Genomic DNA, 26,238 nt, shown 5'->3' with positions numbered 1-26,238 from the left:
ACTTGCCTAAATTATAAAAGGGAGTGATCGGATTTGAAGAAAAGTATGATGACCTTGTCATTGGTGCTGGTATTAATTCTTACGGTGGTGTTAAGCGGATGTGCTAATAAAAATACAGATAACACATCCTCGGCACCTGCTGACTCAGGTAACTCGGAATCAGCAAGCAAACCGGTGGAAATCAGCGTGTTCTCGGTTCAGGAATCCGGGATCGATGTTCCTACCAATAAATTTTCGAAATTTGTGGAAGACAAATTCAATATTAAATTCAAATGGGAAATCAACCCTTCAGACGGAGCCAAGGAAAAGCGCCAAATCTCACTTGCTAGTGGCGATTACCCTGATGCTTACCTGCTTACTCACTATATCGATCAGTTCTCACAGGCAGATCTTCTGAAGTATGGCAAACAGGGCGTACTGATTCCTCTGAACGATCTAATTGATAAATATGCTCCGAATATTAAAGCGGCTATGGAAAAGAACGATAATTTGAGAACGCTTAACACAGCGCCTGATGGTAATATCTACGGGCTTGTCGCTTACACAGAGTGCTTTCACTGCTCCTATCCGAGCAAAATGTGGCTCAATACCGAGTGGCTGAAGAAGCTGAATCTGGAAATGCCGAAGACAACCGAAGAATTCAAAAAAGTGCTGGAAGCTTTCAAAACACAAGATCCGAACGGGAATGGAAAAGCAGATGAAGTGCCGCTAAGTGGCTCTATTGAGGAGTTTGGTGTACGCATTGTACCATTCCTCATGAATGCATTTGTATACGATGATGACCGCAATTATCTGAACATGATGGATGGAAAAGTTCAATCGGCGGCTGTCACACCGGAGTGGAAGGAAGGCCTGACCTATATCAAATCTCTGTTTGACGCAGGTTTGATTGATCCAGGGGCATTCACACAGAATGCGGAAGCCTTTAAGAAAATCGGTGAAAATGCCGATGCGGAAATTCTGGGCGCTGGTGCGGGCATGCACCCTGCGATTTTCGTCAATATTGATCCGGGCAATAGAAGCTCGGCACACTACAATCCTGTACCACCGATTAGCGGACCGGAAGGTATCTCCTATGCGACTCATGATGCAGGTGGCGTATCCCCAGGAGCGAAATTTGTCATCACCAACAAAGCTAGCGAGGAAGCACAGATCGCTTTAATTAAAATGGTAGACTACATGTTTACTTCTGAAGGACAGACCAATGGTGGCAGTGGTATGAAGGGCATTGATTGGACTGATCCAGAAGAAGGCGACGTAGCACTGGACAAAGATGTTAAACCAGTGATCAAGACCATTCCTATGGCGGAGGGCGAAGCGCCGCGCAATGCGGGTTGGAGCGGCATGGGTCACTTCTATATGCCAAAAGAGTACCGTGATACCTTCGTTCAAGCTACTGACATCTACGCTTCCAGCGGTTATGAACGCAGATTGTATGATGCGACTCTGCTGTATGAGGGACATGAGCCTAAAGAATTATTCCCGATCTGGTCGATTTGGATTGATCCAAGCGAAATCGATGAAGCGAGCTTACTGCAAACCAACATCAAGAATTACATTGAGCAAAATCAGCTTCAATTCATCACGGGCAACAAGGATCTTAATAAAGATTGGGATGCTTATATAAAAGGTCTGAAAGACTTGAAGCTAGATCGTTATCTCGAAATCTTGCAAAAGGCTTACGAAACTTCTAAAAAATAAAATATTGAAATCAGAATCAGGTGCTGTAAGATATACCCCAGCACCTGATTTCTTGATTTCAAGGAAAAATATACATTTTTATTTACGGAGGATTAGTCATGACAGAAGAGAAACATTGCAATCATCAATTTGTAGTTCCAAGACGGGGACTACCGAATACAAGTGTCAGACTTGCGGGAAAGGAGCCGGTGACTGTCGCCTTTTTGGGTGGTTCCATTACAGAGGGGGCAGGTGCTTCCGACGCGGACACATTTAGCTGGAGAGCGCTGACTGATAAGTATCTGCAGGAGCGATTTGCGAATCATGAATTCCGCTTCATCAATGCGGGAGTGGGTGGAACGAATTCCACGCTGGGCGCTCACCGATTACAGTCGCATGTCCTGGAATACGGCAAGATTGATCTTCTATTCGTTGAATTTAGCGTCAATGACGGCAACGACCGGGAAGAATCCATTAGAGGTCTGGAAGGAATTGTGCGCCAGTGCAGACGGTTGTCGCCCGGCACTGACATTTGCTTCTTGTATACGGCAGCAGAGAAGAATCTGTCAGGGAGCAATCCCTTTAACATTGCCGTCCACGAAGAAGTAGCTGAGCATTACGATCTTCCATCTGTTAATTTTGCAGCTAGAGTTTATGCACAGACCCAGGCCGGACAAATGGAGTGGACTGAGCTGGCTCCGGATGGATATCACCCCAATGATGACGGACATGCGCTGTATGCTTCTTTTTTACAGGAATATTTGGATGCAGCTCTTGTTCCTGACAACACACATTCAAATACCGGAAGCGCGTTAAGTATTGCTCCTCTGGAGGAGCAAAATTATGAATACGGTAATTTACTGGATTTCAGAGGCGCTGATCATGCAGATGGGTTCGAGCTACGCGAGCTTACCCCTGATGATCCACTGATGAACTGGCGATTTGGAACGGAGCATTTATATACAGATAGCAAAGAGGCATCTTTTTCTTACACAGTAACCGGACAGAGTGTGGGTCTGCTGCTGCTCTACGGCCCGGACAGTGGGATATTCGAATATTCGCTCAATGGCGGTCCCTTTCATGCGGTTAACTTATTCGATGAATGGTGTCCGCTTGCGTTTCGGCCTATTATTGCTATGTTCGGAATCGAGGAACAACGTCAGGAATTGCAAGTAACCGTGCGAATTACAGGGGAAAAGGATGAACAGAGTAAAGGCACCAGTCTGCGCATTTTGCAGCTAATGTACAATTGATTATTCTAACCTAGAGGATTATACTGCCTCTTATTAAGCGTTTACAATTCTAAGAAAGTTGGTGTTGATCATTTCTTTTACAGAACACAGCGTCGATTCTTCTCCTATCGTAATCCGCCTGACTGATTATGGTGTTCTGCCAGATTCCGGCTTGGATGCTCAGCCAGCCATGACAAGAGCTATTGAGGCAGCCGCCGAAATAACTGGGCCGGTCCTGCTGGATTGTCCAAAAGGCTGCTATCATTTCTATCCGGAAGAGGCCATCCGAGCACCCTACTACATTTCCAACACTACCAGTGAAGAAGAGAATCCGGATGTCACCAAGACTATAGGAATTCTCTTAAAGGGGCTGCACAATTTAACATTTGAGGGCAATGACTCTACATTTATCTTCCATGGCAAGCAGACTATGTTCTTGCTGGATGGATGCAAAAATATAGAGATTCGTAATTTACATACCGACTATGCCCGGCCGACTGTGACAGAGATGGAGATTACTGAAAGCGGTACTCATTATTTCGATGTCCAGGTTCACCCCGATTCGCGGTATGAGATCAGGGATGACAAGCTGGTCTGGATCGGTGAGGGCTGGAGCTTCTCGGAAGGACCAATGCAGACCTATGATCCACTTAGCAATACGACTTGGCGGGTGGACAACTGGTCGGAGCTGGCTGATTCGGTTGAAGAGCTGGAGCCGATGAAGCTCCGCTTGCATTTTGATCATGGGCCTGAGGTTGTCCCCGGGCAGGTCCTGCAAAGCCGTGATGGTATTCGCGATCAGGTAGGTGTCTTCATTGTGGAAAGCTCTAACATCACCTTCAGCGATGTGGGGCTGCATTTTTTACACGGACTTGGTGTTGTAGGGCAGTTCAGCGACAATCTCACCTTTCAACGTATGGATATTTCGCCGCGCCTGGAGACAGGCCGAACGGTTACTGGCTTTGCGGATTTCATCCACATGTCCAGCTGCCGAGGTAAAATAACTGTTGCGGACAGCCGTTTTGCCGGTTCTCATGATGACGTCGTCAATGTCCATGGTACCTATCTACGGATCGTGGAGAAGCTGTCTGCGAATAGGGTGAAGGTTCGGTTCATGCATCCGCAGACTTACGGTTTTATGGCCTTCCATCCAGGAGACGAAATTGAATTTGTTCGTTCTGGCTCTCTGACCACCTATACTGCTAATGAAGTGATAGAGGTTACGCGTCTCAACCCACGGGAGCTAATATTGACTTTAGCACAGCCTATTCCTGAGGGGATTGGCAGCCATGATGTGATCGAGAATGTAACCTGGACACCGGAGGTTGAAGTCGTAAATAATCACCTCGCGCGGGTACCGACCCGCGGTATCCTTGTGACAACCCGGCGTAAAGTAGAGATTAAGGGGAATGTTTTTGATCGGATGCAAATGAGTGCGATTCTGGTTGCCCTGGATGCGGAGTCTTGGTATGAGTCTGGCAAGGTAGAGGATGTAACCATCGCTGAGAATCATTTTATTGAATGCGGGGGCATCGAGCATCCGGTTATTTTCATTTCGCCAGAGAACACAGAGGTTGATGATAGCACTCCTGTTCATCAGAGTATAGTTATTAAGAACAACAGGTTCGAGACTGGTGAAACGTTAGTCCTTAGTGCCAAGAGCACCCGCGGACTGGTCTTCAGTGCTAACGAAATTGTCATGGGTGGGGAAAGTACGAACTGTCTTTCCAGTGTTGCGGATGCGATACGTTTAACCGCCTGTAGCGAGGTCGATATTCAGGATAATTAATTCAATGAGTTAGGGCAGGTTGTGTTAGATCGCGATATGGATCGGTAGATCGATGTATAGAAAACGCTTATCTGATCTTTATAATGAGGGCAGACTTGGGGGAATACATTATTTAATTCATGACAGATCGTGAGGGAGAGAACCAATGAAACTTCAATATGACAAGCCAGCAACTGTATGGACCGAAGGGCTTCCGATTGGGAATGGCCGTCTGGGTGGTATGATCTTCGGCGGTGTGGAACAGGAGAAAGTCAGTCTAAACGAGGATACATTATGGTCGGGATTCCCGAAGGATGGGAACAATCCAGGTGCTAAGGAAGCTCTGCCAAAGGTTCGAAAGCTGATTCAGGAGGGCCGGTATACAGAAGCGGACACCCTGACTAGAGAGATGCTAGGTCCGTACACCCAATCATATCTGCCTTTCGGAGATTTACTACTTCGTTTTGAGCATGGTGGTGTTTATCAATCCTATCGGCGGACATTAGATATTGAACATGCGGTTCACCGCATTGAATACAAGATTGGTAATGTTACTTATACCCGTGAGATGTTCGCTTCACATCCTGATCAGTTGCTCGTGCTGCGTCTGACTGCAAGTGCACCGGGAGCGCTGAATGTACATGCTACGCTAGATAGTTCGCTTCGGCATAGCCTTCACGCTCAGGGTGATAACTTTGTACTCTCGGGAACTGCACCGGAGCATGTTGATCCAAGCTATTTTTGGAGTGACAATCCGATCCAATACGGAGAACCTGGCAAGAGCAAGGGCATGGCCTTTGAAGGACAACTCTCCGTAGTAGCAGAGGATGGGGAAGTTACCGTTGACGGTAGTGGAATTCATCTGTTGGGAGGAACGGCTGCAACCTTCTATTTCAGCGCGGCTACAGGCTTTAATGGCTTTGACAAAATCCCGGGAGCTGAGGGGAAAGATGCTTCTGCTATTGCAGCTTCTTACTTGGCAGATGTGAATGGAAAGTCTTACGACAGCTTGCTTCAAGCGCATGTCGAGGATTACCGATCACTTTTTGACCGAGTGAAGCTCCAATTAGGTAAGACACTAGCCCCGGAGTCGATGTCCACGGAGCAACGGATTACGACATACGCGGCACAAGACCCTGGTCTTGTCGAGTTGCTGTTTCATTACGGGCGCTATTTGATGATCGCAAGCTCGCGCTCCGGAACACAGGCTACTAATCTGCAGGGAATATGGAATGCGGTTACCCGTCCGCCGTGGAGTAGCAACTATACACTGAACATCAATACAGAGATGAATTATTGGCCAGCTGAAATTTGTAATCTGGCGGAATGTCATGAGCCGCTGCTGGATATGATCGGAAATTTGGCGAAGATGGGTGCGGAGACTGCTCAAGTCAATTATGGTGCCCGAGGCTGGGTGGCTCATCATAATACGGATCTTTGGGCACAGACAGCACCGGTGGGGGATTATGGTGACGGAGATCCAAGCTGGGCTTACTGGACGATGAGTGGCGTTTGGCTGACACAACATCTCTGGGAGCATTATGCTTTTGGCGGGGACGAGGAATATTTACGGACTTCCGCTTATCCTGTGATGAAGGAGGCGGCTCTGTTTGCACTGGACTGGCTTATTGACGATGGTAACGGAAGGCTTGTGACCTCCCCTTCCACTTCACCAGAGCATAAATTCCAGACAGCGGAGGGCTTGGCTGCAGTCAGCGCAGGTGCTACTATGGATATTTCGCTCATCTGGGAGCTGTTTACGAATTGTATCGAGGCTTCGGAAACGCTTGGAACGGATGAGGATTTGCGTGCAGAATTGGTAAGTGCTCGTGAACGTTTATTGCCACTGCAGGTTGGTAAGTACGGACAGTTGCAGGAATGGTCCTTAGACTTTGAGGATGAAGATATGTATCACAGACATACCTCGCATTTGGTCGGTATCTATCCGGGCCGGCAGTTGTCAGAAGAAGAGACCCCTGAGCTGTTCGCTGCCGCCAAAACTTCGCTTGAACGGCGTGGGGACGAGAGCACGGGCTGGAGTCTGGGCTGGAGAGTTGCGCTCTGGAGCCGCTTCCGGGATGGCAACCGCTCACTGCGCCTGCTCTCAAACATGCTGCGGCTGGTGAAGGATGGGGAGTCCGAACAGTATAGTCACGGCGGTGTTTATGCCAATTTGCTTGGCGCACATCCACCGTTCCAAATTGATGGTAACTTCGCCGCTTCTGCCGGAATTGCTGAGATGCTACTGCAATCTCACCTGGAGTATCTCGATCTGCTGCCTGCACTGCCAGATGAATGGCAGGAGGGAAGCGTGGCGGGGCTACGTGCCCGCGGTGGTTTTGAAGTTAGCATTCAGTGGGATAGAGGCCATCTCGTGGAAGCACAGATTACCTCCCTTCTAGGCAATGAATGTGTGATCCGCACAGATGCTTCGCTCATGGTGAGTAATGGCGGCAACGAGATGGAATTTGACCGCTCCGTAGATGGAACGGTGAGCTTTCCAACGACCGCAGGCCAGACCTACAAGCTTATAGTTGGTAAGCAATAATAGTCAGTTTCATACGAATATGGACAGCAGCAGAGACCTAAATTACAGGATCCTGCTGCTGTTTTTTTGTACGAATATAATGCTGATCAACAATTAGGGAAAAACTCCCTGAAATTCGGAGATTTTTGCTCGCAAGACTAACAATCAGGGAATTTCTCCCTGAAATTCATCCGATCTGGTGGTGAATTTGGAATTCACTCTGTTTTTTAGGGAGGAATTCCCTCATTACATTGAAATATAGTGTTTTCTGGCTTTTTTTAGGGAGGTTTTCCCTAATCTATCTCTTCTAGCTGCCCGAAGGTGAAAACGGAGTGTGGATACGAAATTGTTGAGCATGAGTAGTATTTTATGTACATCCTCTTCTTCTTGTCATCGACATGAATACTAGGGGGATTTAGGTTTGTGCTAGATGTGTTAGATCGCGGTATGGATCGGAAGATCGTTGTATAGAAAACGCTTTATCTGATCTTTATAATGAGGGCATACTTGGGGGACACAGGTACAGAGCCTGCCGCCTTCAAGGTCCAAAACGCAGTAACAAGGAGGCAAATCATGCTAACTGATAGTGCTACAACGGTAAAAGTGAATACGGACACAGCATCTCTTATCCGTGTAACCAATGATGAGGTGAATCTAGAGATTGATCTCGGGACGGGTGAAGCATCCGTTGCCCGCGGAAACACTTCTCATGTAAAAGGGATTCGCAGTGCATTCCGCTGGCAAGGTCGGGAATATAACACTGAACATTATCAGAGCCACACACTGAAGTCTCAGGAAGTGGTAGTTCGTGAGGGCTTTGGAAAAGGTGTTCACGTAGTCATTTTGCACGAAACGTCCCTGCTGCCACAGCTGGAGCAGCATTTCTATATTTATGAATCTTCATCATTTGTATTGATGCAAATCGTAATCGCAAGCGATGAAGAGATCAAGGCAAACCGGATGGCTGTCCTTCAGACCAAATCGGTGTCACTTGGCGGGGAGTCAGGGCAACCCGAAGAACCAAGCATTCTGCGTGTGCCGTACGACAACGACAAGTGGGTCAGATATACAGTAGTGAAGCCGCCGATGGATACGGAAAGCTATGAAGTAACTGCATTGTTCGCGCCGGAAAGCCGGCAGGGAATTATTATGGGTTCCATTACGCACAAGGTGTGGAAGACAGGGATTCGTATCAAAAGCGAACGGAGCGGAGGGATCGAGGAGCTGGATCTTTACGGCGGCGCTGTAAGTGAAATGACCCGCGATTTCCAGCCACATGGTTATGTGAAAGGAACAAGAGTAGAGTCACCGCTCGTTTTCGTAGGGTTCTATGATGATTATAGAAAAGGGCTTGAAGCGTACGGTCAGGCTAATACCTGGATAGAGGCTCCTCTGTCATGGGATGGCGGCGTTCCTATCGGCTGGAATAGCTGGTCTGCGGCAATGGCTGAGCTTGATTACGATCTGTATACATCCACCAGTAATTTTCTGAAAAATGAAGTGCAGCCGCTAGGATTCCAGAATGAGGACACACTGTACATCAACTTTGATGCTTTCTGGGACAATTTCACACCAGAAGAAATGAAGAATGCACTGGACCTGGTTCGGGAGAACGGTCATAGACCGGGAACTTACTGGACGCCTTTTGCCTTCTGGGGAAGTCCGGCTCAGTTTGGAGATCTCGTGGAAGGTACAAACGGCAAATACACTTATGGTGATATCTTGCTGCGAGACAGCGAAGGAGAAATTTTGCCGGATGTTGATGGAGGGCTGGCCATTGACCCGACACATCCAGGCAACCTGCAAAGAATAGATTGGTACACGAATAAATTTATCTCGGAAGGCTTCGAGTATGTCAAGCTAGACTTCTTGGCACATGGTGCACTGGAAGGGCAACATTACAATCCGGAAATTACGACGGGAATTGCGGCATATCACTATGGGATGACTTACTTGCAGAACAAGCTCTCACCAGAGGTGATCGGTCGGCCGTTCTTTATCAATCTATCCATCGCGCCATTGTTCCCTTATGCATTTGCACATAGCCGCCGGGTATCCTGTGACGTCTTTGGTACACTGCACGATACAGAATATTTGCTGAATTCGTTGACACATGGCTGGTGGATGAGTCATACCTTGTACCATTACAATGACCCGGATCATTCCGTGCTCTACAAGAGCCACAACCAAGATGCCACTGGCTGGCATGAAGGACGGAGCCGACTAACTGCTTCGGTCATCGCTGGAACGGTACTTCTGCTAGGCGATGATTTCCGAAAAGAAGAAGCAGCCGCACGGGCCAAAGCGTGGCTGGGCAATAAAGAGATTATGGATGTCGCCCGCCTAGGGAAGACTTTCCACCCTGTCGAAGGGGATCTTGGCAAGCAAGCTTCCGATACTTTCGTACTTGATGATGCAGAAGATGATGTATTCTATCTTGCTGTCTTCAACTATGATGCTGTGAATTCTGCTCATAAATCTATCTCCTTGGAGCGTGCAGGGTTGAAGGGTCAAACAGCTTACCAACTGCTTGATCTATGGGAAGGCACACAAGGGGAAACAGCGGGAGAGCTTGTAGTTACGCTCGAACCGGCAGAGTCCAAAATCTTCAAATTAACGGCAAAAGCCAACTGATTATACACATTGAAAAAAGAATACGCGCAACCGCTTCTCGCGGATAGCGCGTATTCTTTTTTGTTGGAGTCTTACATTCGTATTCGGCTTTGCGGATTAAGGCGGTATTGTGTTGGATTAATGCCGTAGCAGGTACTGAAATGTCTGGAGAAAGGATGGATGGAAGGATAACCCAGCTTCTCAGCGATCGCAGTCACACTAAGCTCACTCTCCAGAAGCAGTCCTGCCGCCCGCCTCATGACTAAATTATGATGATAGACGCGTGGCGTCATTCCGGTCTCCCGTAGAAACAGCTCATGGAAATATGTCCGCTTGAGCCCGCAGAACTGTGCCCAATCTTCGATAGACTTACCACGCTCGGGGTGGGTATTCAAATATTCCAGCAGGCGGACAATACGATAATCACTTGGCTGATGCTGATGGAGGGCATTATACCAGCTCAAGATCCAGCCGTACAGATAACTATTGGCCGTCTCATTACGATAGAACAGCGCGTCATTGTATGACTTGGCAATCATCACAAGACTATCGTATAGCAGGGGATATTTAGCTAGTGGAAATACGCAAGGCAACTCGTTCAGCTCGGCACAGGGTGCTTCGGTGGCTTTTTTTTCAAATTGTAAGACTTCAGGGGCATGGATAAATGAAAGGTTATTAGATACTGGAGAGCGGTTGTCCCATAAATCAAAATAGATGTTGTAGGACGACAGTGGATGAGAAGGCATGATATGAAAAGCATGGGGCTGACCGGGACGGAGAAAGACAAGTGTCCTCCGTTCAATCGGATAACGTATTCCGTCGATTTCCATCTCACCGGGGCCATCTGTAAACAAGTGGAACGCATATGCATTACCGACTCTCAGATGCTCATTGCTGCTGCCGTCGTACACATAAGGCATGATTGCGCCGACATACGGAGTCATTTCAGATAGTTTATTCATGCGGCCCCTCTTTTCTTAACTTACCGTACAAATCATCAAATAATCGAACAGGTCAACAAAGACAGTGATTCATCCAAATGATACGATAAATACAATAAATCCGCAACATATTGGATAGGTTTATGAAAGTATGATTCATCTTGAAAGAGATGGGATTAGGAATAGTTTTACACTATATAGCGGATTAATTAACAACATTTTTTAGAGGGTTGTCGCGCTTGCACAGATTCTACTATGGACAGGAGAAAATAAAATGAGCGATTTTAGATTATGGTATTCTACCCCTGCAACAGATTGGTCACAAGGATTGCCACTGGGCAACGGAAGAATAGGTGCAGTAGTGATAGCTGCTCCGTATCGTGAGGTATGGAACATGACCGAGGTTACCTACTGGTCGGGTCAAGCTGAGTCAGAGCCTGCTCCTTTCGGAGGCAAAGCTGCGCTGGAAGAGATGCGGAAGTACTTCTTTGCTGGCGATTATAACGAAGGTGACCGTCTAGCCAAACAACATCTGCAGCCGAAGAAACGAAATTTCGGTACGAACCTTGGTTTATGCGAGGTTGTCATTGACTTTGCAGAACAGGACACGGATTCCGGGTCAGCAGCGGCTATCGAGCGAGAGCTGGATTTGACCTGTGCCGTGGCTCAGACAGTGGTTCAAAGTAGAGGAACAACGCTGCATCGTGAGATTTTTGCCTCCCATGCTGATGATCTGGTGGTCTCAAGAATTTGGAGCGATGAACCGGGAGGTGTATCCTTTACGATCGGTCTGGAGGGGGGGTCAGAGTCGTTTACGACTCAAGTCGTGAATGACGATACTATTGAATTCAGAGGACAAGCCACAGAGAATGTGCATAGTGACGGCACTTGCGGGGTATGGGCAAAGGGACAAATTAAGGTAAGCATTTCCGGCGGTACGATGTACAGAGGGGACGGTCAATTGAGAATTGCCGGAGCCAATGAGGCGCGAATTTATTTTGCCGTCAGCACCGATTACAACCGTAGTAACTCGGAGTGGGAAATGGAGAGCAGCAGCACATTACAGCAGGCTTTGATTAAAGGATATGCGCAGTTAAAAGAAGATCATATCGAAGATTATGAGCAAGAATATGGTAAGGTGGATATCCAATTAGGTACCACTGGGAAGGTGAATCTGCCGACTGACCAACGTATTCGATTACTGGCACAGGGCCAGGAGGAGGATTCGCAGTTGTTCGCGTTGTTCCTGCAGTACGGACGTTACCTGACTATCGCTGGAGCACGGGCAGACTCCCCGTTACCGTTGAATTTACAGGGAATATGGAATGATGGTGAGGCTTGCCGTATGGGGTGGAGCTGTGACTATCATTTGGACATCAATACGCAAATGAATTACTTTCCGACGGAAGTCGTAAATCTTGGGGATAGTCATTTACCATTAATGCGCTATATTGAGGGTTTGTCTCATGCTGGAAAGTCAAGCGCTCGCGATTTCTATGGCAGCAAAGGCTGGGTAGCACATGTATTCTCGAATGTCTGGGGATTCACGGCTCCGGGCTGGGAGACATCTTGGGGGCTAAACGTTACAGGTGGACTATGGATTGCGACGCATCTGATGGAGCATTATGAATACAGTCAAGACCGTGTGTTTCTGCAGCAACAGGCATATCCAGTGCTAAAAGAAGCCGCAGCATTCTTCCTAGATTATATGACCATTCATCCAAAATACGGCTGGCTGGTGACCGGACCTTCTAATTCGCCGGAGAATCATTTCTATCCTACGGATAGCAGCGATGGGGCACAGCAGCTGTCTATGGGTACCACTATGGATCAGATGCTGGTGAAAGACCTTTTTGAGTTCTGTTTGAAGTCTGCGAAACTACTGAATACGGATGAGGAACTACAGGAGCAGCTGGAGCAAGCGATATCCAAGCTGCCACCATTTCAGATCGGCAAGAGAGGACAGCTGCAAGAATGGCTCGAGGACTACGAGGAAGCGCAGCCGGAGCATCGGCATTTGGCCCATTTGTTCGCGGTATATCCAAGTAATCAGATCACACCAGGTAAGACACCTGAACTTAGCGCTGCGGTGAGAGTAACACTTGAGAATCGGATGGTTCAGGAAGAACTGGAGGATGTGGAATTTACCGCCGCATTGTTCGGTCTCGGCTTTGCCAGATTGTATGATGGGGAAAAGGCCTTTAATCATATTTCTCATTTGATTGGTGGACTCAGTTTCGATAATTTATTTAGCTTTTCCAAATCGGGCATTGGAGGAGCGGAGTGCAATATTTTTGTGATCGATGGGAATTTCGGGGGTACGGCTGTTATTGCCGAGATGCTGCTGCAAAGCCATGAGGGTGAGATTCATCTGCTGCCTGCACTTCCAAAAGCATGGGGTACAGGATCGGTATCTGGACTGCGGGCCAAAGGAAATGCTGAGGTTGATGTAGCTTGGGACAATGGTCAATTGGTGAAAGCTACGATCCGTACCTACTCGCCAGGAACCGTGACACTTCGGTTGGGGGATAGAAGAGCTACTGTTCAAGGAGAAATAGGAGGAAGCTACTATTTTAACAGTCAGTTAGAGTTGGTATAATGATTCAGCGGGGGTGATATGAACCCCCGCTTTAATTATGCTGGGTTATTAGCGCATGATTAAAGGGCTATCCGGTCTGTTATGGACCGGATAGCCCTTTTGCCGATGTCTGCAAATTAACGATTCATGCCTGAAAATAACTTTCATTTATTTGGATCATAGTAGCCTAAGGGGAAAAGAATATAATAGAAGAAACAGATGCAGACAACAAAGAGGAGGGGACATCAGTGTATAGTATTTTTCTAGTTGATGATGAAGAAATAGGCCTTGAGATGATGAGAGATTATATCCGCTGGGAAGAAATGGGCATTTATGTCGTCGGAACTGCGAGTAATGGTAGAGAGGCTCTAGAGAAGATAGAGGCCATTAGACCTGATATTATTCTTACAGATGTCCAGATGCCGATTATGAACGGTATTGAAATGGCTAAAAAAATACATGAGAGCTATGACTGGATGCAGTTAATGTTCCTGACTGGGCATGACGAATTCAACTATGTAAAATCGGCTCTAAATGTAGGTGCTGTTGGATATTTACTGAAGCCCCTCGACTTGAATGAAATTGGAAGCGTTATCGCAAAGGTGAAGCAGCGCTGTGAGGAAGTTCAAATGAAGAAACGTTCCATGGAGGCGGCTAAAACGAACCTTCTTAAGGAGCTTTCCTATGAAAAAAATGCGGAACATGCCGCTGATCTGGCGACCAGCTATTGCAAGCTTACCCGTGAGTCTGAGAGGAATCGCTACGCAATGGCGCTGTTCAGTATCGATCCGATTGAGGCAGAGGGGGAACAGCAGAGTTTGGAGGATTGTAAGAACCGGTTGGTAGCTTTTCTGGATCATTTCTTCAAGTCGAAGAATATAGAGACGGTATTTGTGCCCTACAAAGATGGGGAGGTAGGTGTGTTTATGGAAGCACGCCAACAGCCTGGGTATTATGCGTGGGAGGATTTGGCCGCGGCTATCCGAAGTGGACTGGATTTCACAGTGACGGCAGCAGTCGGTGCGCAGGAAACCGAATTAACGGAGGTACATTGTCTGTATAAGCAGACGCGTGAAATCCTAAACGAGCGTTTCTATAAAGGTACGGGTTCAATTATTCATGCCTTGGCGATTTCAAACCAGTTTGATAGTGAGCATGTGCCACCTTTTAATAGGAAAGAGTGGTTTGAAGCTATCAATCAGCTAGATTTCGAGCAAGCCGCACAGAAGCTGCATCAGTATTTCGAGGGGCTAGCCCTACTAAGAATCAAGAAAAAAAATATCTGCGATTGGGCGATTGATCTTGTCGACGAGCTGCTGGAGCAACTGCATCAACCTGTTCCTGAGGGGGTTAAACGGGCGGAGTTATATCATTCCATCTATAATGCACTGACTTTAAATGAGATTGAGGATTTGATCCTGGGCACTGCAGGCAATGCTATGAGCTTGCTGGGTGAGCGGCTTATGGACAAAAACACGAAGCTAGTTCACAAGGTTCGCAGTGTGATCGACCAGAATTTTGATCAGCCGATTACGATCAATAGCTTATCTGATCAGGTTTATTTATCGCCCAACTATTTACGCTCCATCTTCAAAGACAAGACTGGTATCACGATTCACGATTATTTAACACGTATTCGGCTCGATAAGGCTACAGAGTTGCTGGCTGACGGCTCGCTCAAAATTCAGGATATCGCCCAAAGAGTCGGTTACGAAAGCACATCTTATTTTATCTCCCTATTTCTGAAGAACCAAGGGGTTACACCTAACGAGTATAGGAAGAGTCTATAATTGTGCCAGCGCTTCAGTTCGGCAAATAGGAAATAAAGTTACTTTCCCTTACGAATAGTAAACTTGCGATATGGATATTAATCCCTCTGCTTTTTACAATTAAGCATGTATTATAACTAGCACATGTGAGGGGCTTCATTCATCAAGGCAATCAAAGGAGTTTTAGTTCATCGAAAATCGGTAGCGCTTTCAAGATGCTTCTTAACCAACTCCTTTAATGACTTGATGGACAGATATAGCCCGAATATCACAAAAGTGCAAGGAGACCTACAAACGGAGGGATTAAATGTTTGGGAAAGCAATGAAAAGAGGATTTTTGTTCTTTGTCATCATCTGCTTGGTAATAGGCAGTGGCGGTCAGTTTGTCAGTACGGTTTATGCCGATGATACGGAGAATACTACCTATGAAGCTGAAGCTGATGGAAATGCTATGACTGGCAATGCTTCTATTTCTGAACACCCAGCGGCTTCCGGGGGGCAGAAAGTCGGAGGCATGTATCAAGGAAGCACTTTGCAGTTCAATCATGTGACTGTAAGTGAGAGTGGGAATTATAAAATTACAGTGTACTATTTTTCTGGTGATTCGCGGCCATTCAATATCAGTGCCAATGGCGGCGATAAGCAGTTTGAAGAACCACCCAAGACAGTGGATTGGGATACGGTGGGAACTTATGATGTGACACTTCCGCTGAATGCTGGAGAGAACAGCATCCTGATTGATGACAACAACTGGTATTCTCCAGACATCGACAAGATCGTAATTCATGGACTGGACGACAGCGACCCAGGTGAAGGATCTGGAGGCGACTGGAAGGAGAAGCTGCATGGTGCAATCATAGAAGCTGAAGCGCCTGAAAATATAATTACAGGCAACGCCAAAATAGCGGACAGCAGCGTTGGTTCCGGTGGAAAAATTGTAAAGGATATGAATAAAAACAGTACTTTACAGTTCACAAATGTCACTGTGCCGGCAGCGGGAACGTATTTGATCCGTATTTCCTATATTTCCGGTGACCAGCGGCCTGTCTATATGCAGGTGAATGATGGACTGGATGAATTGGTTGATCTGCCAAAGACAGCAAGCTGGGATACGGTAGGAACTTATGATGTAGAAGCCTCCTTGCAGGAAGGGCTGAACACGATCACTTTCTCGGATCATGACTGGTACTCTCCAGATTTCGACCGGATTGAAGTCATTCCGTATACGATCAGTTATGAAGCTGAGTCTCCGGTTAATGATTTAACTGGAGAAGCGCGAGTTGGCGATAGCCCGAATGCTTCCGGTGGACAGAAGGTAGGGTATCTGAATGGCGGCAGTTCCTTAACTTTCAATAAGATTACGGCTCCGATGACAGGGGATTATCGGATCACGGTAGCTTATTTCTCAGGTGACCCGCGCAGCTTATACGTCAGCGCTAATGGTGGGGCAGAGCAGTATTATGAACTGCCAAAGACACCAGACTGGGATACGGCGCTCACATATGAGCTTACACTGCCCCTGAACGAAGGCGAGAATACAATCAAATTCTCAGACGGCAACTGGTACGCGCCAGATCTGGATCGAATTATTGTAGAACCGGCATTGGGTACAGATCCTAATCCTCCAGTTGAAGAGGAAGGTGATCTGGGGACACCAGGGGCTTCGAATAACTACGGGGCCATCACCGTTACCGAATATACTTATGGAACGCTCGTATCGAATGGACAATATGAGGTTTCCTTTAATACTAAGTCTGGATACGCAAGCTACAAGTGGACGGATGGTCAGAAGCTGCAAGGAATCTATAGCAGCATCAAACTCGGTGATACTCTCGTTGAGACTACAAGCTATGAGAATCATGCAAGTGCTGGTGCTCCAGTAGAAATTCAGGATGGCTTTGGCAAAGGAGTGGAGCTTACTTATGTTCACACCTCAGCTGGACAGCCAACGCTCAAACAGGTTTACAAGTTTTATGACGATCAGAAGTATTTCTTAACTCGTCTGGATGCCATTAGCGATACGGTGCTACAGACTAATTATATGTCACCTATTACCGTAAAACGTTCAGGTGGAGTGGATATCGGTGCCAGTGCAGATAACCGAGTACTAACCGTTCCTTTTGACAATGATGCTTGGATTCGTTATAAATCTCAATCTATGAACCGTGCGGATACCAGCTATGAAATGACGACTATCTTTAATAACTCGACACGCAGCGGTCTTGTGCTTGGGTCGGTCACTCATGATACGTGGAAGACCGGGATCGACTGGAAAGGATCTTCTAATCGGCTGAATGAGCTAGCGGTTTATGGCGGGGCAGCCAGCGACGTTACACGGGATACCCAGCCTCATGGCATGCTTACAGGTGCAGAGTTGTCTTCGCCGATGATTATGGTGGGGGCATTCAGTGATTACCGCACAGGACTCGAGGAATACGGAAAAGCTAATGCGATCATCACACCTCCACTGTTGCTGAATCCTGAGTTGCCGCAAGGCGTACCTGTTGGTTTTAACAGCTGGGGAGCTTACGAAGGTACACTTTCATACCAAGACGTTGTGGATGTCTCCAATTATTATAAGGAGCACCTAAATGATTTCAATAATAACGGTAATGTATTTATTAATATGGATTCCTATTGGGACAATTTAAATGATAAGCAGCTTGCTGACGCTGTATCAGTAATTAAGGGCAATGGTCAGCATGCAGGTATTTATTGGGCACCATTTGTATATTGGGGCAACAATATGAGCCAGCCGGTAGAGGGTACCGACAATAAGTATACGTATGGCGATATTGTCCTCAAAGATGCCGAGGGTAAACCGCTGCCGACGCTGGATGGGGCTTTTCCTCTGGATGTGACACATCCAGGTGCTAAACTGCGCATGAATTATTTTTTGGACAAATTTAAGGATCTGGGCTTTACCTTCATCAAATTGGATTTCTTGACGCACGGTTCGCTTGAGGGACAACATTTCGATCCAACCGTAACGACAGGGATTCAAGCTTACAATGAAGGAATGCGTTATGTGAAAGATCGTTTGGATGGAAAAATGTTCATTAGCGCATCTATTGCGCCAATCTTTCCAAGCCAATATGCACACAGCAGACGTATTTCCTGCGACACCTACGGCAAGATCAATGAAACGGAATACATGCTGAATTCGTTAACTTATGGATTCTGGCAAAATGGCACAATTTACACCTATACGGATCCCGATCATTTAGCGTTGGCCCGTGCTTCCAGCTTAACTGAAGCTCGCAGTCGAATGAACTCTGGCGTCATCGCCGGTACCGTACTTCTCGGTTCTGATGATGTTAACGATCCAAAGGCACAGGAGTACATGACTGCCTTGTTTAACAACAAGGAGGTTCTCGAACTAGCGTTAAAAGGAAAAGTGTTCAAGCCGCTGGAAGGAAATACGAATGCAAATGCAGCGGATACTTTTGTGATGAAAGACGGCAACGATTATTATCTGGCTGTATTCAACTACAGCGCCAATGCTTCTGCAGACAAAACGGTGAATCTTGGTAGAGCCGGACTGGACGCAGCGGATTCGTACACGATGCAAGACCTATGGACGGGAGAGGTTTCGACTATTTCAGGAACACTCGCGTTGTCCTTGCAGCCGACTGAATCGAAACTGGTAAAATTGACAGCTGCACCTAAGAAAGTAACAGGTGTATCGCTAGATAAGACAGAGCTAACATTAACCGCTGGTGAAACCGGAAAGTTGACGGCTACGCTATCTCCGGAAGAGGCGGCGAATAAAGCAGTACACTGGACTTCGAGCGATACGTCTGTAGCTACCGTAGTGTATGGAACGGTAACGGCTGTAAATGCTGGGAAAACCACAATTACTGTGGAAACAGCAGACGGCGGCTTCAAAGCTATGGCAGAAGTTACAGTCAAAGCAGCCTCCACTGTAGAACCGGGAAATCCTGAAGTCCCTGCGAATCCGGGTAACAACAACGGTACTCCTGGTAGCATTGTAGATCAAGAGAATGGCGCGGGCACTCTAATCCTTACACCAGAGATGCTGAAAGTGGATAGTGCATCTGGTAATGTCATCGTGGAGATTAAGGGAGATACACAACAGATACAATTATCCTCTGATGTAGTTCGCCAGTTGGCGAATCACACGCTGGTTCTGAAGTCCGGTAAGTTCTCCATGAAGGTGCCGGCGGATCTGCTCCGCCAGTTGCAGAGCAAGCTACCGGAAGGTCAGCGGGATGATAGCACGATAACCCTGAAATTAGCACCACTCAGCAGCAAGGCTAATGAGATCATTGCTGCAGCGGAGGGAACTACTCAAGCACAGGTTAGACTCATGGGTGATATCTATGAGTTCAGTCTGTCGGTGACCACGAAAGCTGGCACATCAGAAACGCTTTCTGCGTTCGATCAACCCATTACGCTAAGCCTGACAGTAGGAGAAGGTTTTGATTCCAAGCGTGGAGGCATTTACTATATTGCGGATAACGGTAAGCTGGAATATATCTCTGCGAATTATGCTGATGGTGTATTGACAGCACAAGTTAACCACTTCAGTAAATATGCTGTGCTGGAGCTCAAACGGACCTTTGTCGATGTGCCAGCCAATCACTGGGCTAGTCCTGCAATCCAAGAGCTGGCGGCGAAGCTGTATGTTCAAGGGACTGGCAAAGACAAGTTTGAACCAAACCGTGCGATTACGCGTGCCGAGTTCACCTCTATGCTCGTTCATTCCCTAGGGTTGACCACAAGGGGAGATGTTAGCTTTGCTGATGTTGCACCGTCTGCTTGGTACGCGGAGTCCATTTCTATCGCTTACAAGGCGGGCATCGTGAGCGGCAGGAGTGCGACCAAGTTCGAGCCGGCTGCACAGATTACCCGTGAAGAAATCACGGTCATGTTAATGAAAGCCTATGAGCTGAAGAATGGCAAAGTAACTGTTGCTTCAACTGATGTGACATTCAAAGATATGAAGCAGGTCTCCTCTTGGGCAGCCGCTTCTGTAAAGGGAGCAGCCAGCCTAGGACTGGTTCAAGGTCAAAATGAAGGTCTATTTGCACCAAAAGGGATCGCTTCCCGAGCAGAAGCGACCCAAGTGATTTATAACTTGATTATGAAGTAAAACATTGCAAATATACAAATGAACGAAGGAGTTAAGCAATCTCTAGATGCTTAGCTCCTTCGTTTTTGGTGTTCACTGAAGCTTTATTAAAATGATAATGGTTATATCGAGGGGCTCGTGGCAAGCTCGTGGTAACTAGGCTAGGTGAGAGCGATTAGGGAAAATCTCCCTAAAAATAGCCAAAAAATTCTTGGATGCGATGTAATTAGGGAAATCCTCCCTAATAATCGGGCGAATTCTGAATTTACCTCCAAATCAGCAAATAATCAGGGAGGATTTCCCTGATTATCAGTATAATGAGCAAAAATCGCCAAATTTCAGGGAGGATTTCCCTAATTGTTAATCAATATTTCTGATTTCTCAATAAGCTTTGCGGTTATTCAGATGCGTCGTTCCTTACATTTCCTTTTGCGGCAAACGAATTTGCACAGTGGTTCCTATTCCGAGCCTACTAAACACTGTAACGCCGTAATGCTCACCAAACCTCAGTTTTATCCGTCGATCTACGTTTGAAATCCCATAACCTCGCCCGGGTTTATCGTCAAGTAAAGTGTGAAGTGTCTCACGGCTCATCCCCATGCCATCATCAATTACAGATAGAATAATATCACTATTTTCGACTATGCCTTTGATATGAATATTTAGCGGGCTTTCCTGATTCCACACCGCATGAAGCACCGCATTTTCTACAAAAGGCTGCAAGGCTAGCTTGACTGTAGAGTAAGGTAAGATCGCTTCATCAATATTGTAGGTGATGTTCAGTTGTCCTTTGAATCGGATCAGCTGAATGGCATTGTAGCTTTGCGTCAGCTTCAATTCTTCATTAATAGTTAAGATGCTCTTTCCTTTATTCAGGGAGATGCGATAAAACTTGGCGAGATGAAGCACCAAATCCTGAATGCGAGTATCTTGATGCTTTAGGGCAAGAGACGAAATGGAGCCAAGTGTATTGTACAGAAAATGGGGGTTGATCTGGGCCTGAAGCAGGTCAAGCTCTGCCTCCTTATTCTGTAGCTCCTTCTGATACACTTCGGTGATTAGACTTTTTAAGCGTGTAGTCATTTGCTTGAAGGCAAAATGAAGCTGGCCAATCTCATCATTACCTAAGTATTCATCATTCGTAGGGTTGAAGTCACCACGTTCTAGCCGCCGGATCATTCGGATTAACATTCGGATACGCTTGCTAAACATCGATGCAGTAATATAAATCAGCAATAATGCGACGATTATAAAGCCTAAAGAAATTTTGATGATGAGCTCTGACAGTGATTTTGCATCCTGAATGATACTGTCATAAGGGAATATAGAGACGGTTTTCCATCCATTTGTGAGCGTGTTATAGACGGCGAAAGCCTTTTCCCCTTTATAGGTAGTATCAAATCTGCCAGAAGGCAATTCATCAAAGTTCTGATCAAGCATTTCCGGCAGACTTGTATTTAATAATTGTTTGTCGGCGGCTGATAAAATAAGGCCCTTGTCATTAACAATAAAAATATCTTTGCCGCCTGCTTCTTTCTCCATTAAAGAATAGATCACCGATTCGGATATTTCGAAGACCAGAATACCGTAGGGATATTGGTTGCGATTATTGTTCAGTAACCTAGCCAGTGTAAACATTGCGGGATTATCTTGTGACTGTGGTGAGGACAGATGAATAATATTCCCATGAGACTGCATCAGCTGCTTGTACAGCTCTGTCTCTTTCACTTCGGGTGTAACCGGCTTGATATAGTAATTATCTTTGGGTAGTGATGGATTGTCGGAATAAATGAAAACGCTACCAAAATCGGGATAGGCAGCCATTACCGTGTCTATACGATTGCCAATATATTGATAGACGTCTAGATAAGATGGATCATCTTGATATTCGCTCGTGAGGTAAGTGGCTAGCCTATTATCCAAGTAAATAGAAGCGGAAATATGCTCATAGCTGTCCAGTTTGTTCTCCAGGTTCTTGTTGATCTGGGCCGTTGAATTCATCATATTGATGTAGATTTGATCGGTCAGCTTTGATTTTGTAAGTTCGAATGAAAAATAGACAAAAAGCATCATTGGAAGAATGGTGACCAGAACGAACACGAGGAATAGCTTGGAGCGAAAGCTAAGGTCGATAAAAGGCATATAAATATACTTTTTGTAAAAATGACGCATCGTAGAAGTCCCTTCTTTACTGTGAATTCACGGAAAGCCAAGTTTATCATATCAGACTGAATATCGAAATCCAATGCTCGAATGTTCAGAAACTCCTTTAAAAAGCGCTATCATTCGGAGGATTGAAGTATAGAAAGGAGCGCTATACGGACTTAAGATAAATAGGAGAGAAGCTGAATCGAGATGTAGCAGGGCATGCTGCACTAAATAAAAAGGGAGGGTATTTGATGCATAAAGCAAGCGCTATCAAAACAGTCAGGGGCAATAATTTTTGGTACAGATTAAAAGAGCAGAAATGGTTATTTTTGCTGATGCTCCCTGCCATAATTGCGACATTGCTATTTTCCTATGGACCTATGTTTGGTATGTATATGGCATTTACAAACTATCAACCGGGTGGAGGAACATTTTTTCAACAATTTTTCCATGCTGACTTTGTTGGCTTTAAGTGGTTTGAATATTTCTTTACCACAGGAGACTTCTACCGTGTAATGCGTAATACGCTTGCGACAAGCCTCTTGACCTTGTTATTCGGGTTTCCTGCGCCGATCATACTCGCGCTTGTGCTGAATGAAGCCAAACAGGGATTTTTCAAACGCTTCACGCAGACGGTTTCTTATCTACCGCATTTTATCTCATGGGTTATCGCCGCTAACATTGTAATTACGCTGCTAGCTTCCGATGGGATGTTCAACAATCTTTTAGTAACGCTCGGGATTGTTAACGAACCGGTAGCTTTTCTACAAAACGGACCTTTATTCTGGTGGATTATCGCCTTATCTAATATGTGGAAAGAAATGGGTTTTAGCGCCATTATGTACCTAGCTGCAATATCCGCTATTAATCCAGAGCTTTACGAAGCCGCAAGAGTAGATGGAGCTAGCCGATTCAAGCAAATGTGGAATATTACGCTCCCTGCTTTACGTCCAACTATCGTGATATTGGCCATTCTTGCAGTCGGAGGTATTTTGAATGCCGGCTTTGAACAACAATATCTGTTGCAAAATAACACTGTACTTGAGTACTCGGAAGTTATCGATATTTATGCATACAAATACGGGTTACAAAACAGCATGTTCTCATACGGGGCTGCCGTGGGGGTATTCAAATCCGTTATTGCCTTCATTCTTGTTGTAATCGTGAATCGAATTTCTAGAAAAGTGAACGACCAAGCGTTGTTCTAAATAACAAAATGGAGAGGAGCGCTTGAGATGTTTTTGAACAGATACGGAGATCATATCTTTAAGTGTTTTGTATATTTGATTCTTATCCTTGTATTGCTAGTTACCTTCTTACCTTTTTGGAATATTCTCGTTCTTTCATTAAATGCTGCTGAGGATACTGTTCGGGGCGGCGTCTACTTTTGGCCAAGAGATATCACCTTTGATAGCTACAAACAAATTTTGAAAGATACCGAAATTATGAATGGGATATGGGTAACAGTTAAACGGACCGTAATTGGTGCACCACTATCGGTTCTTGTGATTACGATGCTTGCTTATCCGCTAAGCCGGCGGAATTTGATGGGACGCAAGGGTTGGAACCTTTACTTCGTCTTTACGATGTATTTCGGAGGCGGGCTGATTCCTTACTACATGGTGCTTAAAGCCCTGAATATGATCGACACTTTCTCCGTTTTTATTCTGCCAGGCTTGATGAATGTCTTCTATATGATTATTGTCCGTACCTTTATGGAGGGATTACCTGGTGAGATTGAGGAGTCAGCGAAAGTAGATGGAGCGAACGACTTAATGATTTTCTTCCGGATTGTGCTGCCGTTAACAACACCAGTACTTGCGACAGTAGGCCTCTTTCAGGCAATATCGCATTGGAACTCGTGGTTTGACTCCTATGCATTTACTTACAGCTCAGACCTGAAGACCTTGCAAGCGGTCCTCGTCAAAATACTGAGTCAATTCCAGACCGGAGGTATGGTATCGCAATCGCAAATGCTGGCTAACTCCGCTAAGCGAAATGCTGTTTCAAGCGATACGATCCGGATGGCAGCGACGATGGTTGCAACATTGCCTATCGTTCTAGTATATCCGTTCCTGCAAAAGTATTTTGTTAAGGGTATGACTTTGGGAGCTGTTAAGAGTTAATATGATTAAATAACCGAACGCCAGCCGGAGAGGAGTTGTCCAGCTGGCGGCCCTGAAGGGGGGTGAGCGGACAGACTTGCTTGGTTGCTTGATAGACTTGTGACGTAACTTAATTAATGGGAGGAATTAGGGTGTCTATGATAAAGAAAAACAAATTGTTGAGCGTAAGTATAACTGCTGCATTATCTGCTTCACTATTAGCGGGCTGTGGCTCTAATGATGGAACAGACAATACAAACAAAGCGGCTGGAGACAATACAAAACAAGAGCCGATTACACTTACATGGTTTGATTCAAATACTAAGGGAGAGCCTTTTACTGATGCTGTCGCCCAAGAAATCACTAAAAAGACTGGCATTGAGATCTCTATTCAGCAGCCAACAGGAAATCCGACAGAGAAGCTAAGCTTGATGCTTGCCAGCGGTGACTATCCGGATGTGGTCGTGATGAGCCGTGGGGATGCTTCACTTGATAAATACATTACAAGCGGTGCCTTTATTCCACTCGATGAGCTGATTGAGAAGAATGGCCCTGATATCAAGGAAATGTATGGCGACACACTGACCAAGACTCGTTATAAAGATGGAAAGAACTATTACTTGGCTAACTGGTATGGACTAGATAGTGATCCAGTCTTCGGGATGCTGATGAGAAAAAATCTGCTTGCAGATCTGGCTCCGGATAAAGCAGATGGCAGAGCACCGCTTACAACAGATGAATTAGAAGCGATTTTGAAGGATTTTAAAGCGAAAAACAAAACGATTGATGGAAAAGAATCGATTCCAATGACCATGAACGGCGAGAATATGGGCGCCAACCTTGGAACATTCAAAGGCATGTGGGGTCTGAAAACTTACTATGATAACAATGGAACATTGCAATATGATGTTAAGGATCCAAAGTATCGTGAAATGTTGCTCTACGTAAATAAATTATACAGAGAAGGTCTGATTGAGAAGGAATTTGCGATTAGCAAAACGCAAACTTGGGTTCAAAAGCTGGCTACTGGCGCAGTATTCTCCACACCAGGCGCTTACTGGGATCCAGGTAACGGGAACGGAACTTTGAAGAAGGATGGCGGAGAAGATAATCAGCTCTTCCCATACAAGGTTGTTGCCCCTGGAGTAGACCCTGCCCAAACGACATTTGGACCAAGAAGCTCACTTGGATGGGATGCTATCGCTATTACTAAGAACAACAAGCACCCTGAAGAAACAATGAAGCTGTTCAATTTCTTGGCAAGTGATGAAGGACAGCATTTGCTGCTGTGGGGCCAAGAAGGCGTTCAATACACCATGGTGGATGGCAAGAGACAACCGGACCCTGCATTCTTGGATAGCTTCAAGGAAAACTGGGACGACACAGTCAAGAAGAGCGGTGTCCGCAAATGGTTGTGGTTTATCAAAAATGGTCTGGATGCAAATGAACAGCCTTACGATATGGCCGTTAAATATCAACGCAGTGAAGTAGATCAGATGGCAATCAAGAGTCTTGGGGATTCCGTATGGGATACAGCGGCATATGACAACTTGAGCCCTGATGGCGGAACACCTGAAGCACTGACTGCACAGAAGGTAAAAGATATTATGGATCAAAGCATTACGAGAGTAATCATTGCTCCTACTGAAGCCGAAGCCAACGCGACATTCGATAAGATGCTTGCGGAAATGAAAAAGGCTGGGGATGAGAAAGTAGAAGAAATCATTAACCAAAAGTACGCAGAGCGTATGGAGCTGTGGAATTCAAAATAATTATTGTAAG

General features: G+C 46.0%; 13 protein-coding genes. 11 read left to right on the top strand and 2 right to left on the bottom strand.

The window, feature by feature from the left end; translation table 11 throughout:
* The first annotated feature begins 45 nt into the window (after positions 1–45).
* From NST34_RS23940 to NST34_RS23920, 5 genes are all read left to right on the top strand, one after another.
* Positions 46–1,701, top strand: coding sequence for an extracellular solute-binding protein (locus NST34_RS23940; RefSeq protein ID WP_042194338.1), 1,656 nt, complete (start codon positions 46–48; stop codon positions 1,699–1,701).
* Positions 1,702–1,799: 98 nt separating this feature from the next.
* On the top strand, positions 1,800–2,933 hold the full coding sequence (locus tag NST34_RS23935; protein WP_076284720.1) for an SGNH/GDSL hydrolase family protein: 1,134 nt from the start codon (positions 1,800–1,802) through the stop codon (positions 2,931–2,933).
* A 61-nt stretch (positions 2,934–2,994) separates the two neighbouring features.
* On the top strand, positions 2,995–4,701 hold the full coding sequence (locus NST34_RS23930) for an alpha-1,3-galactosidase-related protein (RefSeq protein WP_341128888.1): 1,707 nt from the start codon (positions 2,995–2,997) through the stop codon (positions 4,699–4,701).
* Positions 4,702–4,846: 145 nt separating this feature from the next.
* On the top strand, positions 4,847–7,228 hold the full coding sequence (locus tag NST34_RS23925; RefSeq protein WP_341128887.1) for a glycoside hydrolase family 95 protein: 2,382 nt from the start codon (positions 4,847–4,849) through the stop codon (positions 7,226–7,228).
* Positions 7,229–7,780: 552 nt separating this feature from the next.
* Positions 7,781–9,841, top strand: a complete 2,061-nt coding sequence (locus tag NST34_RS23920) for an alpha-galactosidase (RefSeq protein WP_341059845.1) — start codon at positions 7,781–7,783, stop codon at positions 9,839–9,841.
* 71 nt (positions 9,842–9,912) lie between these two features.
* Here the strand turns inward: NST34_RS23920 and NST34_RS23915 are convergent, their stop codons facing one another.
* Positions 9,913–10,782, bottom strand: coding sequence for a helix-turn-helix domain-containing protein (locus NST34_RS23915; protein ID WP_076284717.1), 870 nt, complete (start codon positions 10,780–10,782; stop codon positions 9,913–9,915).
* A gap of 253 nt (positions 10,783–11,035) precedes the next feature.
* Between NST34_RS23915 and NST34_RS23910 the strand changes: the two genes are divergently transcribed.
* From NST34_RS23910 to NST34_RS23900, 3 genes are all read left to right on the top strand, one after another.
* A complete protein-coding gene (locus tag NST34_RS23910) occupies positions 11,036–13,360 on the top strand; it encodes a glycoside hydrolase family 95 protein (RefSeq protein ID WP_076284716.1) in 2,325 nt (774 codons plus the stop codon).
* A gap of 227 nt (positions 13,361–13,587) precedes the next feature.
* Positions 13,588–15,129 (top strand): response regulator, encoded by a 1,542-nt coding sequence (locus tag NST34_RS23905; protein ID WP_341128886.1) that lies wholly within the window; start codon positions 13,588–13,590, stop codon positions 15,127–15,129.
* 301 nt (positions 15,130–15,430) lie between these two features.
* On the top strand, positions 15,431–20,224 hold the full coding sequence (locus NST34_RS23900; RefSeq protein ID WP_341128885.1) for an S-layer homology domain-containing protein: 4,794 nt from the start codon (positions 15,431–15,433) through the stop codon (positions 20,222–20,224).
* Positions 20,225–20,620: 396 nt separating this feature from the next.
* On the opposite strand, the gene NST34_RS23895 is transcribed toward NST34_RS23900, so the two are convergent.
* Positions 20,621–22,375, bottom strand: a complete 1,755-nt coding sequence (locus NST34_RS23895; RefSeq protein WP_340972030.1) for a cache domain-containing sensor histidine kinase — start codon at positions 22,373–22,375, stop codon at positions 20,621–20,623.
* Between the two features lie 227 nt (positions 22,376–22,602).
* Here NST34_RS23895 and NST34_RS23890 point away from each other — a divergent pair, with 227 nt between their 5' ends.
* The 3 genes from NST34_RS23890 (at position 22,603) to NST34_RS23880 (ending at position 26,228) form a co-directional block, all read left to right on the top strand.
* Positions 22,603–23,559 carry an ABC transporter permease gene (locus NST34_RS23890; RefSeq protein ID WP_042190740.1) on the top strand — a complete coding sequence of 319 codons (957 nt, stop codon included), beginning with the start codon at positions 22,603–22,605 and terminating at the stop codon, positions 23,557–23,559.
* A gap of 27 nt (positions 23,560–23,586) precedes the next feature.
* Positions 23,587–24,477 (top strand): carbohydrate ABC transporter permease, encoded by an 891-nt coding sequence (locus NST34_RS23885; RefSeq protein WP_042190738.1) that lies wholly within the window; start codon positions 23,587–23,589, stop codon positions 24,475–24,477.
* 137 nt (positions 24,478–24,614) lie between these two features.
* A complete protein-coding gene (locus tag NST34_RS23880) occupies positions 24,615–26,228 on the top strand; it encodes an extracellular solute-binding protein (protein WP_197071323.1) in 1,614 nt (537 codons plus the stop codon).
* The last annotated feature ends 10 nt before the right edge of the window (positions 26,229–26,238 follow it).

The sequence above is a fragment of the Paenibacillus sp. FSL H7-0714 genome (genome assembly GCF_038003765.1).
Lineage (GTDB): Bacteria > Bacillota > Bacilli > Paenibacillales > Paenibacillaceae > Paenibacillus_AQ.
The sequence above is the reverse complement of the archived record's forward strand: the minus strand, read 5'-3'. Positions and strand labels throughout refer to the sequence as shown.

What these genes read in the sequence shown, in the direction of transcription:
- NST34_RS23940 (WP_042194338.1), top strand. Translation starts at nt 46, where the DNA reads ATGATGACCTTGTCATTGGTGCTGGTATTAATTCTTACGGTGGTGTTA.
- NST34_RS23935 (WP_076284720.1), top strand. Translation starts at nt 1,800, where the DNA reads ATGACAGAAGAGAAACATTGCAATCATCAATTTGTAGTTCCAAGACGG.
- NST34_RS23925 (WP_341128887.1), top strand. Translation starts at nt 4,847, where the DNA reads ATGAAACTTCAATATGACAAGCCAGCAACTGTATGGACCGAAGGGCTT.
- NST34_RS23920 (WP_341059845.1), top strand. Translation starts at nt 7,781, where the DNA reads ATGCTAACTGATAGTGCTACAACGGTAAAAGTGAATACGGACACAGCA.
- NST34_RS23915 (WP_076284717.1), bottom strand. Translation starts at nt 10,782, where the DNA reads ATGAATAAACTATCTGAAATGACTCCGTATGTCGGCGCAATCATGCCT.
- NST34_RS23910 (WP_076284716.1), top strand. Translation starts at nt 11,036, where the DNA reads ATGAGCGATTTTAGATTATGGTATTCTACCCCTGCAACAGATTGGTCA.
- NST34_RS23900 (WP_341128885.1), top strand. Translation starts at nt 15,431, where the DNA reads ATGAAAAGAGGATTTTTGTTCTTTGTCATCATCTGCTTGGTAATAGGC.
- NST34_RS23895 (WP_340972030.1), bottom strand. Translation starts at nt 22,375, where the DNA reads ATGCGTCATTTTTACAAAAAGTATATTTATATGCCTTTTATCGACCTT.
- NST34_RS23890 (WP_042190740.1), top strand. Translation starts at nt 22,603, where the DNA reads ATGCATAAAGCAAGCGCTATCAAAACAGTCAGGGGCAATAATTTTTGG.
- NST34_RS23885 (WP_042190738.1), top strand. Translation starts at nt 23,587, where the DNA reads ATGTTTTTGAACAGATACGGAGATCATATCTTTAAGTGTTTTGTATAT.
- NST34_RS23880 (WP_197071323.1), top strand. Translation starts at nt 24,615, where the DNA reads ATGATAAAGAAAAACAAATTGTTGAGCGTAAGTATAACTGCTGCATTA.